Origin of the sequence: uncultured Winogradskyella sp. (assembly GCF_947498005.1) — a bacterium.
GTDB lineage: Bacteria > Bacteroidota > Bacteroidia > Flavobacteriales > Flavobacteriaceae > Winogradskyella.
This window is the reverse complement of sequence record NZ_CANMIW010000006.1, coordinates 108,195-122,218: the sequence shown is the minus strand read 5'-3', so window position 1 is coordinate 122,218 and position 14,024 is coordinate 108,195. Positions and strand designations below refer to the sequence as shown.

Genomic DNA, 14,024 nt, shown 5'->3' with positions numbered 1-14,024 from the left:
ACTACGTTACTCCTTTTATTATTTACAAGAATATACTATTTTCGCAGACTTATTTACACCAAAATAAACTATATATAAAAGACTATGGCAGTTTTAAATAAAATTAGACAACGATCATTGATATTAATATTTGTAATTGCAATGGCATTATTTGCTTTTGTAATTGGAGATTTATTCAAAAATTCAAGTGCATTTTCTGGAGGATCACAAGACGTGGTTGCAACTATTAATGGGCAAGACATTAATCGTTTAGATTTTCAGCAGAAGGTAAAGAACTATCAAGATGGTTCAGGAGGAAGACAAACATCTACTCAAGCAATGAATACAATTTACAGTCAAGAACTTCGTAAAATTGTATTACAATCTGAATTTGATAAATTAGGATTGTCCGTAGAAAAAGATGAAATGAGAGATTTATTGAAGAATAGCTTTTCTTCTTATCCAGAATTTCAGGATGAAAACGGAAGTTTTGATGTTAATCGTCTAAATGCTTTTATTTCAAACTTACAAGACTTAAACGGAGGAGCTGCACCATTAGGTAACTTTATGGTAAACTTTGATAGTTGGGTAAACAATGAGCAATCTATCGCTGCAAACTCAATACAACAATCATATTATAATATGATTAAAGCAGGAATAAGCACTACAATTTCTGAAGCTGAAAATGATTATTTTGGTGATGCAAAAACTGTAGATGTACGTTACGTACAAATTCCTTATACAACTATTGCAGATAGTTTAGTGCAGGTTTCTAAAAGTGATATTCAAGCTTACATAAATGAACATAAAGATACTTACGAAACAGAAGCAACAAGAGAAGTTGTTTACGTAGAGTTTAAGGAAGAAGCTTCAAAAGCAGATGAAGATGCTATTAAAGCTGGTTTATTAGAATTAAAGGCTGATAAGATTGAATACAACGAGAGTAGTAAAAATGAAGAAACTATTCAAGGATTTGATAATGCTAGTAATATTGAAGAGTTTGTAAATACAAATTCAGATATTAAATATAATGATTCATTTTTGAGAGCAGCAGAATTACCTTCTGTAGCAAAGGATACGTTATTAAAATTAAACGTAGGTGATTATTACGGACCATATAAAGATGGTGAGTATTATAAATTATCTAAGATTGTTGCTAAACAAGAATTACCAGATTCAGTTAAAGTACGTCATATCTTAATTCCAAATATTGGAGGTCAAAGAGCAGATGCGTCAGTGACAAAAACTCCAGAAGAGGCTAAGAAAACAGCAGATAGTATATTAGCAGCGATTAAAGGAGGAACGAAGTTTATGGATTTATTAGAATTATCTTCTGATAAAGTAAGTAATGAGCAAGATGGAGAAATAGAATTTGATTACAGAGCAGGAATGGCTCCAGAATTTAAGGCGTATGCTTTTGATAATAAAGTTGGTGATATTGATGTAGTGCAAACGTCATTTGGATATCACATTATTGAAGTATTAGAACAAAAGAGTTATAATAACACCTTAAAGATAGCGACTATTGCAGATAAAATTGAACCATCTGACGAAACGTTACAAGCTGTGTTTAACAAAATGTCTAAGTTTGAGATTGCAGCAAAAGATGGCGATTTTAATGAATTAGCTAAAGAAAAAGAATTAACAGTTAAGCCTATTTCTTTTAAAGCTTTAGATGAGAATATTCCAGGTTTAGGAAGTCAAAGAGAAGTTGTGCGTTGGGCGTTTAATGAAGATACAGAGACTGGAGATTATAAGAATTTTGCAATTTCTAATTTCGGATTTATAGTGGCTAAAGTTGTTGAGAAAAAAGACAAAGGCTTAATGAGTACTGAAGATGCATCAATCACTGCGTTACCTATTATTAGAAATGAGAAAAAAGCGAAATTGATTCGTGATAAAATAACAGGAACATCAGTTGCAGACATTGCAAAAAATCAAGGATTAAGCCCTAAAAGTGCAGCGGCAATCACATTAAAAAACACTACGCTTTCAGGAGCAGGTGTTGAGCCTAAAGTTGTAGGTGCTGCTTTTGGATTAGAGCAAGGTGCAACATCTAAGCCAATTGATGGAGAAAAGGGTGTTTACGTTGTAGAAGTAACAAAAATTACAGAAGCTACCAAGTTGGATAACTATTCTGCAATAATGAATAGATTAAATAACGAGCGTCGTGCAGCAGCACAAACTTCAGTTTATAAAGCATTAGAAAATGCTGCAGAAATTGAAGATAATAGAGCAAAGACGGTTTATTAACCTGAATATTTTTTATATATCAAAAGGCTTTACAGAAATGTAAAGCCTTTTTTTATGAAAATGATTTTGAAATCTACAGATTTTAATTTTTATAAAATCATATGGTCATACGGAATGACAATGTCTAATCCCTTAGATTTAAAATAAGGCGTTGGATCTTGCGCTGAAGTAACCAATACAAAATCGCCTCCCCAAGCACCTAAACTCTTAATAGCACCATTAAAATCCCTAAATAACCTTAACTTAATAGGTTCTTGCTGTATGAGGCTAGAGATAATTGTTTCGTGTAGTTCAATTAAACTGTTAAACTCAGAAAGTGATTCTGAAGAAATCAACTTTTTGGTAATAGTATTGATTTTTATAATTATTTCAGGATTAAGGTTTCCTAATTTTTTATAAGCAGCAATGCCATCTCTACTATTTTGTTTCTGATTGAGATACACAAAATAAAGATGTTGTTTAAACTGCGGTTGAAAATCTACGGTTTCTACTATTGGTGTTTTATCTTTTTGAAGTTGAAATGTAATGGCACTGTTATTTTGCGCACAAGCGATATCATAACCACTACCTCCAAATGTTTTTTCTAATAGTTTATAGGCGTCAACATTTCCCCAATCAGCCATATTATTAATTAAGGTTGAAGAAGTGCCTAAACCCCATAGTCTATTAAAATCTTGGTGCGTTTTAACATCGTATCCTTGATCTAAATGCAAAAATTCAGGATTCAAACTCATAATAGAATGTAGAATCTGTATTAAGCGTTCTGATATTTCGTTATTAGTTTTGGCTCTAATAATTAGTGCGTCTAATGAATTTTCAATTAAAAATTCGTCCTCATACCAAATGGTATTTAGTTCATTATAGCTTTTCCATGTAATTATATTAGAATCATTAGGCGTAATTTCTAAATTCTGCCCGTATTTTGTGGGAATCGCTAAACTGTTTGCACCATCTAAAACAGCATACTCTCCAGTAATGAGTAATTTGCCGTTGCTTTGATATATTTTGGTTTCCTTACTCAATTTATTTTCTTAACGTCTCAATGGCCTCAACTACCAAACTATGTGTGACTACGTTTGTTTTAAAATGCTCTATAAGCTTTGTTTTTTCGGCTTCTGTAGCTTCAAATTGGTTTAAGATGTTCATTAAGTGCATTTTCATATGTCCTTCTTGAATGCCTGTTGTGGTAAGCGATTTTACCGCGCCAAAGTTCTGAGCTAATCCAGCAACCGCAACAATTTGCATTAAGTCTCTAGCAGACGGTTTTTGTAACATTTCTAAAGCAAACTTAACTAAGGGATGTATGCTGGTTAAACCACCAACGGTTCCCAATGCTAAGGGAATTTCAATCCAGAACCTAAAAACTCCATTTTCAATGGTACAATGTGTTAAGCTAGAATATGTTCCTTCTTTTGCGGCATAAGCATGCACACCAGCTTCTACAGCTCTAAAATCATTGCCTGTAGCTAAAACCACGGCATCGATACCATTCATTATACCTTTATTGTGTGTCACAGCTCTATAAGGCTCAATTTCAGCAATGCTAACAGCTTGTTTGAATTTTTGAGCAAACTCTTCAGGGTGAGGTATATCTTTACTTTTTAATTCTTCAATCTTACAAGAGACTTCTGCGCGCACTAAACATTGAGGAACGTAGTTAGAAAGGATACTCATTATAACGGTAATATCTTTTTCCTTGGCATCGAATGCTTCGTAAGTCGAAGCTTCGTATTTCAGTGTAGTAGCAAATTGTTCTAAACAGGTATTGATGAAATTTGCTCCCATGGCATCCATGGTTTCAAAGGTAGCATGCAGTTGATAGTAATTTGGAACATCCTCAGATTTATCTCGTAATTCAATATCTAAGATTCCACCACCTCGTCGTTCCATACTCTTTGTTATGGTAGCCGTTTCGCTTATTAATTTAGGTTTTACATAATTAAAAAAGATTTGAAGTTTTTTAAAGTCACCTAAAAACATAAAATGTACCTGCCCAATTTTTTCAGTAGATAATACCTCTGCTTTAAAACCGCCTCGCTCTAACCAAAACTTCGCTGCTTTGCTAGCTGCTGCAACAACCGAACTTTCTTCAATTGCCATTGGAATGGTGTAATGACTCCCATTAATTAGAAAATTAGGAGCTACACCTAATGGTAAATAATAATTGGTAATGGTGTTTTCAATAAACTCATCGTGAAGCTTTTGTAGTTTATCATCTGTATTCCAATAACCTTTAACAAGCGCTCTTGCGTTGGTTTTATCTTTAAAATACGTGTCTAACAGCCATTCAATCTTATCGGATTTAGACAGCTTTGAAAAGCCAGAAATTGTATTTGGCATCTTAGTTTTTAGTTTAGTAAAAACAAAGATACTAGGATTGGTATAAAATGTGTGCATAATAGGCTGTAAATGCCGATTTACTGTTAATAATAGCGATTTTTTGCATAATTTTTAGTAAACTTGACATTGCTTTATTGAAATAAGAATTTTATGAAACTTACATGCTAAAAATAGAATTTCGAGGTCGTGTTATTGACAACCTCAAGCCTGTAATTTTTTAAATATAATTAAACACAAATCCATGATTTTTAGACGTTTTGCTGTAGTTTTTACATTTTTTATCACTGCTTTAGTTTTCTGCCAAGAAAAACAAATTACACTCGAGGAAATTTGGGGAGGAAAATTTAGAACTTCAGGAATGCAAGCTCTGCATTCAATGGCTAACGGAAATCAGTATTCGGTTTTAGATTTTAATAGAGTTAGTAGAACGACTACTATTGATATTTATGACTATGAAACATTAGAAAAAGTGAGCACTTTAGTGTCTTCATCTGATATTGCAGAGATTCAATATTTTATTGATTATAAGTTTACTAAGGATGAGTCTAAAATAATTCTTACTACAAAGTCACAACCTGTTTTTAGACATTCCACGCTAGGAGAATACTACATTTATGACGTAGCTTCAAAAAAAGTTACTAAAGTATCTGATGATTTAGTGCAAGAACCAACGTTGTCTCCAGATGGTACAAAAGTAGCTTATGGCTATGATAACAATCTTTACGTTAAAGATTTAGAATCGGGTAAAATATCACAGATAACTACAGATGGCGAAAAAAATAAAATCATCAATGGTATAACGGATTGGGTTTATGAAGAGGAATTTGCTTTTGTTAGAGCCTTTGACTGGAATGCTGACAGTAATAAAATTGCATTTATAAGATTTGATGAAACTGACGTGCCAGAATTTTCTATGGACGTTTACGGTTCAGATTTATACCAGACTCAACATGTTTTTAAATATCCAAAAGCAGGTGAAGCTAATTCTAAAGTATCACTGCATTTATATGACTTAGGATCAGCAAAACTACAAGAGATAAAGGTTGATAAGGCTTATAAAGATTTTTATATACCTAGAATTAAATGGACTAATGAATCAAACGTGCTAAGTGCGCAATTTATGAATCGTCATCAAAATGAATTAGACCTTTGGATGATAGATACAAAATCAATGACATCTAAAATTATTTTAGCTGAAAAGGATGATGCTTATGTCGATGTTACGGATAACCTAACCTTTTTAGATGACCATAGTTTTATTTGGACGAGTGAAGACGATGGGTTTAATCATATTTATCATTATGCCAAAACGGGTAAATTAATAAATCAGGTGACTCAAGGAAATTGGGAAGTAACAAATTATTATGGTTTTAATGATAAAGCAAACACTATCTATTTTCAATCTACCGAAAACGGATCGATTAATAGAGATGTTTATTCAATAAAATTAAATGGAAAAAGTAAAAAACGTTTAACTGAAAAAGATGGTACTAATGCTGGTTCATTTAGTGCAGATTTTACGTATTTCATCAATACATTTTCTAGCGCTACAACGCCTCAAGAATACACGTTGTATAATTCAAAATCAGGAAAAATTGTAAAAAACATTAAGGATAATAGTGGATTAGCCAAGACATTAGATGGTTATGTAATGTCTAAAAAAGAGTTTAGTACCATTTCAGTGAACGGAAATGATTTAAACATATGGACCATCAAACCTAAAAACTTTGATGCTACCAAACAGTATCCTTTGTTTATGTATCAATATTCAGGTCCAGGTTCTCAACAAGTAGCTAATCGTTGGAATGGTGCAAATGATTACTGGTATCAAATGTTAGCGCAACAAGGCTATATTGTAGTTTGTATAGATGGTAGAGGAACTGGTTTTAAAGGTTCGGAATTTAAAAAAGTTACTCAAAACGAATTAGGGAAGTATGAAGTAGAAGACCAAATAGAAGCAGCAAAACAACTAAGTAAATTAGATTATATTGATGCTTCGAGAATAGGAATTTGGGGCTGGAGTTATGGTGGCTTTATGAGTAGTAATGCTCTTTTTAAAGGAAATGATGTCTTTAAAATGGCGATTGCTGTTGCACCTGTTACAAGTTGGAGATTTTATGATACAATTTATACAGAACGTTACATGACAACGCCTCAAGAAAACCCAAGTGGTTATGATGAAAATTCGCCAATTAATCATGTAGACAAACTTAATGGCGATTTCTTACTGATTCACGGATCTGGAGATGATAACGTACATGTACAGAATACTATGCGAATGGTAGAAGCTTTAATTCAAGCAGATAAGCAATTCGAATGGATGATCTATCCGGATAAAAACCACGGTATATATGGAGGGAATACTAGGCTTCATTTATATAAAAAGATGACCAATTTTATCAACAGAACTTTAGGTGATAAAATTATATCAGACAAAGAATAACATCTTTGCGAGTTAAAATAAAACTAACTAACACTAACTAACATATTATGTCAACTGCAATTAAACAAGCACATCAAAAGGAGCTATTTGGACATCCAGTAGGTTTATACGTATTATTTTTTACAGAAATGTGGGAACGTTTCTCCTATTATGGGATGCGAGCCTTATTAACACTCTATTTAGTAGAGAAGACTACAGCAGATAATCCTGGTTTAGGATGGTTAGATTCGGAGTCAATAATGCTTTATGGATGGTATACCATGTTAGTATATGTAATGTCTATTCCTGGCGGAATGATTGCGGATAAAGTGTTAGGGCAAAAGAAAGCGGTTCTTTATGGCGCATTAATATTAGTTGCAGGTCATGGTATTTTAGCTTTTGATGAAATGTGGGCTTTTTACACAGGTTTAGCTCTTATTATTTTAGGTGTTGGTTTACTAAAGCCAAATATTTCAACTATGGTTGGTGGTTTATATAAACCTGGAGATATTAGAAGAGATAAAGGATTTAGTATTTTCTATATAGGAATTAATTTGGGGTCGTTACTTGCAACTTTTATTGTCGGATATGTTGGTGAACAAATTGGTTGGCATTATGGCTTTGGATTAGCAGGTATTGCCATGCTGTTAGGATTAGTTGTTTATTTATATGGACAGAAATATTTAGTTTCTGTTGGAAATAAGCCTACAGCCGAAGACAAAAACTCTGATGTTTCTATTGGTAAGCTTTTAAGTGATTTATTAAAGTCTCCAATTAACCTTGGAATTGTTGCGTTGATTATGGTATATGCTGTATATGCAGGATTTACTTATAATGGTGTAGATAGTTGGGGTTACACGGCATTATATATATTTATTGCTGTAGTAGCAGGAATCATGATGATGATTTATAAAAATTTAGAAACTCAAATATCTAAAGATCGATATCTTGTATTATTACTCTCATTTTTGATAGTTATAGTTTTTTGGGGAGCATTTGAACAAGCAGGTGGTTTAATGAGTATTTACACGAAAACAAATACAGACCGTGTATTATTTGGTTGGGAAATACCTGCGACTTGGTTTCAAGGTTTAAACGCTGGTTTCATTATTATTTTCGCTACGTTAGTTGCGGGTTATTGGGCCAAACGAAAATTGAAAGGTAAAGAGGCATCTTCATTATTTAAGATGGCAATTGGTACGATGATAATGGGCCTTGGTTTCGTGTTTATGATATTTGCAGCTGCTGAGTTTAACTCAAAAGGCAGCTCTGCAATGTATTGGTTGGTGTTGGCTTATTTATTCCATACAATTGGAGAGTTATGTTCATCTCCTGTAGCATTATCGTTTATAACAAAATTAGCTCCTGTAAAATATGCTTCATTGATGATGGGTGTTTATTTTGCGGCAACAGGACTTGGTAACAAAGTCGCTGGTGTTATTGGAGAATCTGCTTCAGAATTTGGGGAATATGCTATATTTTCTGGAATAACGATATTCACTGTTATCTTTGGAATATTGGTAATCTTATTACTTAAACCTTTAAAACGTTTAACGCATGGTGCAGAGGACAACGAAGTAGAAATGCATGATGATGAAGCCGAAGGTTTTGAATTAGCTGATAATTAAAATAACTAACGCTTAAATAATTACTCCTAACTAATTAATTTTTATATGAATACAGATATTGAAAATCTATTTAAAGACAAAGTTTTAGGTCATCCTGCTGGACTTTTTGTGCTATTCTTTACTGAAATGTGGGAACGTTTCTCCTTCTACGGAATGCGTGTTTTACTAGTTAATTTTCTTACCATGGCAGCTATTGGCTATAATCCAGGTTGGGAATGGACAGTAGAAAATGCAGGTGCGCTTTTTGGTACATACGCCATGCTACTTTACATTACGCCAATTATTGGAGGATGGCTTGCAGATAAGTACACAGGTTATAGAGCAGCAGTTATTATTGGCTCGCTAATTATGACAGCTGGCCATGCCTCAATGGCACTAGAAACAGAATTTTCTTTGTATTTTGGTTTGGCCCTATTAGTTATTGGAACAGGATTCTTTAAGCCTACTATGACGTCTATTATTTCTGATATGTACAAAACGCATCCAGAGAAAAAAGATGGCGCTTATACCATTTATTATATGGGAGTAAATGCAGGTGCGTTTTTTGGTATGATGCTTTGTGGTTATTTGGCAGAAAAAGTAGGTTGGGCTTATGGATTTGGATTAGCAGGAATCTTTATGCTTTTAGGAACCATCCAATTTTGGTTAGCAGGACCTTTATTCGGTAAAATAGGAGCGAAGCCTTCTAAAGTACATGAGGTAGAGTTACCTCAAAACATTAACGAGGAAAGTGTTGAAATAACAACTGAAGAAAATGAGGAGCGCCCTAATCCGTTTACGACCTTAGATAAAATTTTAATTGCTATTTCTTCAATCATTGGACTTGGTTATGCTATTAACGATCCAATGTCCAAGATAGCAGGTATCGATATGTTCTCATTTTTACAAATAGGTGAATTTGAAGGTCAATATACAGCAGTATTATTTGCATTGGGATTATTCTTAATATTAGTTATTAGTCGTATTTTAAGATATACAGCTGTTGTAAGAGATAGAATGATAGCATTTATCATTTTTGCATTTTTCACGGTATTCTTTTGGATGTCTTTTGAGCAAGGAGCATCATCATTAGTAATTTTTGCTAGAGATAATGTAGATCGATTATTAAGCGGAAGTTCAGCAACGATATTTAATATAGTGAATACATTACTTACAGTTGTACCATTGATTATCATTTCATACGTTCTTTATATTTTATGGAAGAAAACGTTCAAGAAAATACCTGGTTCAAATATTGTATTAGTAGTCTGTTTTGTGTTAATGTGGGGAATTGTAGGATGGATGTTAAATAGAGATTTTAACACTACAGCTTATGATGTAAGTTACAGTGCAATTGAGCAACCAGAATTAGATGAAAAAGGTGTTCATGTTAAAAATGATAAGGGCGTATTACAGTATAAATATATACCAGTGACTCAAAATACAGGTACTGAGCCGTCCCAGAAAATTGTGACCAAAGTAATTACTGTAGGTGAGCCATATGCTGATTATAAAGTAGGAGATAGAAAAATTATCATTAATAAAAACAAGGAATTAACCGAGTTTTCTTTTGTTTCTTCAAATGAAAAATTAGAAGAACTTAAAGCTCATGCCTCAAGCATTGGTAGAGATAATGGTTTTGTTGATGCTACTATTACAAAAGTAAGAGACAACGAAGTAGAAATCACAGTATCATGGTTTAGTATTCTTAATTCATTCTTTATCATTGTATTTGCATCATTCTTTTCTAAATGGTGGGAAAGTAAATACAACCCAAGTGCAGCAACTAAATATGCGCTTGGTTTATCTACAATGGGACTTGGGTTTGGATTATTGGCTTTTGGTGCTTTTGGTCTTGTAGATGGTGTTAAAGTGAGTATGGTCTGGTTGATATTAGCATATCTATTCCATACACTTGGAGAACTTTGTTTATCTCCTGTTGGTTTGTCTTATGTGAGTAAACTAGTGCCTGGCCGAATGATTGCGTTAATGTTTGGTATGTGGTATTTAGCAATTGCAATTGGAAACAAATTGGCTGCAGTTGTTGGTGGACAAATTGAAAATATTACAAAAGAGTATAGTTTATCTACATTCTTCTTAATTTTTACTATTGTGCCTGTGGCAGCAGGTCTATTAATATTTATTTTAAACCCAGTATTAAAGAAATTAATGCATGGTGTACGTTAAGACAAATCGTTAAAAATTTATAAAATGCTCCTATTTAGGAGCATTTTTTGTAAGTTCGGATCAGTATTTGCAACAAATCAACTATGATGAAAAAAATAAGTTTAGGACTCATTGCAATTTTTGCTTTTTCAATATCAGCAATTGCACAAGATATTAACTGGTTAACTATGGAAGAAGCCTTAGAACTTCAGAAAAAGGCACCTAAAAAAATTTTTATGGATGTGTATACCAATTGGTGTGGTCCATGTAAAATGTTAGATAAGAATACATTTCAAACAAAAGATGTGGCTGCTTACATTAATGAGCATTATTATGCCGTTAAGTTTAATGCTGAAGGTGATGAAGAAATAACGTACAAGGAAAAAACATATACTAATCCTAACTATGACGAATCTAAAGCAAATAGAAGAAATAGCGCACACGAGTTTTCTCGTTTCTTGCAAATAAGGGCATATCCTACAATGGTGTTTTTTGATGAAGAAGGAAATGTAATTGCACCTATTCAAGGTTATCTTAAGCCGCAACAATTGGAGTTATATTTAAAAATCTTTAAAACTGATAAATATAAGGATATGACTACTCAAGAAGAGTTTAGTGAGTATGTAAAGACTTTTGAGGCTGAATTTGAAGAGTAATTAAAGTACAGACTTATTTAATTATAAAAGCTCCCTTTTCATTGGTTTGATGAAAAGGGATTTTTTTATGCAAGCAAGTTTCTTTCCAACGTTTAAGATAAGATTTGTAATTACTAGCATCTGCAATTATTTTTTGAGGTTGTAAACTGTCTATGAGTCTATTTAAGTTTAGTTTAGGAGAATTTCTTAGTACAATATAGTTTGGTTTAAACGTTAGGCGTTTATAAACGGCTAAGCTATCTATAATTAAGATGGTTTTATTTTTAAACTGATACACTGTCTTAAGATTATTAGTTTCAATTTTAGTGATGGATTGGCCTACTTTATAATTCTTTATCACATAATCAGATTGTAGTTTAGTAGAATCTAAATTATGAAACAACCTCAATTCGTCATTAAATTTTTCTCCTATAATGGTAAATCTACTTTTATTAAAAATTACAAATTCACTAGTTTGAGTTTTATGTTTATTATAAAAATTCAAAAATTGAAACCCCATTATACCTATTAAACTTAGCACAACCCATTTATATTTTCTTGTTTTGTAAACTTGAATCAATGCTAGAATTATCAGATAGGTTGTGATAACTTGAATTAAAGTAAAGGGAATATCTCTAAACAAGAAGTTTTCGAATTGAGCAACCCAAGCTATAAAACTATTTAAACTATCAATAATATAACTGTAAGTCGTAACAAAGGGCTGAGGTAATAAATCAATTAATGCTAGTAAAATAATTAGCAGACCAAACCCAAGGATTAACCCCAAAAATGGAATAATAACCATATTAGAGATGAAAAATAGACCAGGAAATTGATGAAAATAAAATAAACTAATAGGGACTACACCAATTTGTGCAGCTAGCGTAACTGTGAAAATTTGCCACAATTTATCTGTTATTATATATTTTGGTTGCCAAATTTTATAGATAAATGGCTGTATGCTAACGATACCTAATACGGCTAAGTAGCTCATTTGAAAACCAACTGAAAACAAAAAAGTAGGCTTAAATAATAAAATTACAAATGCTGAAAGAACTAAGGTGTTGTAGATGTTGGTTGGTCGTTTGAGATGCATAGCAATGCTAATGATACTGAACATTGTAACGGCTCTTGTAACCGAAGGCGATAAACCTGCGATAACGGCAAAACACCACAATATAATGACTAAAATAAATGGCCTTAAAAAGTGGCCGTGTTTTAGGTAAAGTAGTGGACTAAAAATAAAATTCAAGATCCATAAAATGATTCCAACATGCAATCCAGATACAGCCAGAATATGAATAGTTCCAGAGTTAACATAATTATTATAAACAGTTTTGTCAATGGTTTGTCGCTGACCAAGTAATAATGCATTCATAATACTGAGTGCATCGCCTTTAAATCCTGCTATTATTAGTTTTCTGTTGATTTTAGTTCTTAATTGGTCTGCATATCCATAGATTGTAGACTTATCGCTAGAGAGCGGAAGGATGTTTGAATGATTAAGATAAACTTGATGATAAACCTGCTTTAACTCTAAGTAATTACTATAATCAAACTGAAATGGGTTTAATGGTTTTTGAATAGGTTGAAGTTTTAAAGATGCATACAAAACATCATCTACATTGTATTGTTTCACTAAACTATTACGCCTAATATTTATTAATAATCGCCCTGTAGTTTCTTTTTTATTAAATGAGCTTATAGCTACAATGTATTTAAAATTGTAAGTGTCTGGTTTTAATCGCTCTTCAATTTTAAAAATTACATTGTTATAGTTATCTGAAGAATTATAGTGTGTGTAATGCTGAGGTCGTAGTGTGTCGTCTTGCAGCTGATACGATATCATTCCTACACCAATCATACTAAGGAATGCGAGACATCCAAAAAGAGGAGAACGATTTATTTTAGATTTTAATTTGTACCAATAAAATCCAACAAGGATAATTAAGCTAATTGTAATATATAAAGTTGCGTTGAAGCTTGGCTTCAGGTAGTGGGCTAAAATTATACCTAAGACTAAACAAAAGGTTAGCTTTATAAATGTAAAATTTAGTAACTTCATGATAATGAGTTACTAAGATATGTAAAATGTTTTTACAAAACGCGCCTAGCTTGTACAAAAGAGAAGTACCAATACTTTTCTGCTAATGAAGAGGTCATTACACCTTTACTACTAGAAGCATGTATAAATTCCACATTGCCAGTTCTTACTCTTGTTACAATGCCTACGTGGTTGACACTTCTACTATTCTTTTTAGTCGCAAAAAAGACTAAATCACCAACATTAACTTCTTTTAAGTCTACCCAATCACCAGTGCTTTTTAGTCCAGATGTAGTTCTTGGCAAATTAATATCGTATTTTTTATAACTTGTAAAAATTAAACCAGAACAGTCCATACCTTTTTTTGTAGTACCACCATATTTGTAGCGTGTGCCATTAAAAGTTTGTGCGTATTTAACAATAGATTCTGCAGCTTTTGTTGGTTTATTCGTAGTATTAACCTTTACAGTGCGTGTTTGTTTCTTTTTATTTGGTGCAACCTTTTTTGATTTACAGCTAGAAACTATAAAAAGCAAGAATATAAATGGTAATATTTTTTTCATCTATAGTAGTTTCGG

At 32.5% G+C, this 14,024-nt stretch carries 9 protein-coding genes; 5 read left to right on the top strand and 4 right to left on the bottom strand.

Annotated features, from left to right (window positions below):
* Positions 1 to 84: 84 nt before the first annotated feature.
* Entirely contained in the window at positions 85 to 2,232 is a 2,148-nt protein-coding gene (locus Q0891_RS12080; RefSeq protein WP_299101928.1) for a SurA N-terminal domain-containing protein, read from the top strand.
* An 89-nt stretch (positions 2,233 to 2,321) separates the two neighbouring features.
* Here the strand turns inward: Q0891_RS12080 and Q0891_RS12075 are convergent, their stop codons facing one another.
* A complete protein-coding gene (locus Q0891_RS12075) occupies positions 2,322 to 3,254 on the bottom strand; it encodes a GYDIA family GHMP kinase (RefSeq protein ID WP_299101926.1) in 933 nt (310 codons plus the stop codon).
* A gap of 1 nt (position 3,255) precedes the next feature.
* The gene (locus tag Q0891_RS12070; RefSeq protein ID WP_299101924.1) at positions 3,256 to 4,572 is read right to left on the bottom strand and encodes a hydroxymethylglutaryl-CoA reductase, degradative; all 1,317 of its coding nucleotides are present in this window, start codon (positions 4,570 to 4,572) and stop codon (positions 3,256 to 3,258) included.
* Positions 4,573 to 4,813: 241 nt separating this feature from the next.
* On the opposite strand from Q0891_RS12070, the gene Q0891_RS12065 reads away from it, so the two are divergent.
* The 4 genes from Q0891_RS12065 to Q0891_RS12050 all read left to right on the top strand — a co-directional run bounded on the left by Q0891_RS12065 (position 4,814) and on the right by Q0891_RS12050 (position 11,423).
* A complete protein-coding gene (locus tag Q0891_RS12065; protein ID WP_299101922.1) occupies positions 4,814 to 7,015 on the top strand; it encodes a S9 family peptidase in 2,202 nt (733 codons plus the stop codon).
* A gap of 47 nt (positions 7,016 to 7,062) precedes the next feature.
* Complete coding sequence (locus tag Q0891_RS12060; RefSeq protein ID WP_299101920.1) at positions 7,063 to 8,622, top strand: peptide MFS transporter; 1,560 nt, start codon at positions 7,063 to 7,065, stop codon at positions 8,620 to 8,622.
* Between the two features lie 45 nt (positions 8,623 to 8,667).
* Positions 8,668 to 10,788 (top strand): peptide MFS transporter, encoded by a 2,121-nt coding sequence (locus tag Q0891_RS12055; protein WP_299101918.1) that lies wholly within the window; start codon positions 8,668 to 8,670, stop codon positions 10,786 to 10,788.
* A gap of 86 nt (positions 10,789 to 10,874) precedes the next feature.
* A complete protein-coding gene (locus Q0891_RS12050) occupies positions 10,875 to 11,423 on the top strand; it encodes a thioredoxin fold domain-containing protein (protein ID WP_299102187.1) in 549 nt (182 codons plus the stop codon).
* A 13-nt stretch (positions 11,424 to 11,436) separates the two neighbouring features.
* On the opposite strand, the gene Q0891_RS12045 is transcribed toward Q0891_RS12050, so the two are convergent.
* Together Q0891_RS12045 and Q0891_RS12040 are read right to left on the bottom strand one after the other, a co-directional pair.
* Positions 11,437 to 13,467 (bottom strand): ComEC/Rec2 family competence protein, encoded by a 2,031-nt coding sequence (locus Q0891_RS12045; protein ID WP_299101916.1) that lies wholly within the window; start codon positions 13,465 to 13,467, stop codon positions 11,437 to 11,439.
* Positions 13,468 to 13,499: 32 nt separating this feature from the next.
* Positions 13,500 to 14,009, bottom strand: coding sequence for a C40 family peptidase (locus tag Q0891_RS12040; RefSeq protein ID WP_299101914.1), 510 nt, complete (start codon positions 14,007 to 14,009; stop codon positions 13,500 to 13,502).
* Positions 14,010 to 14,024 lie beyond the last annotated feature (15 nt).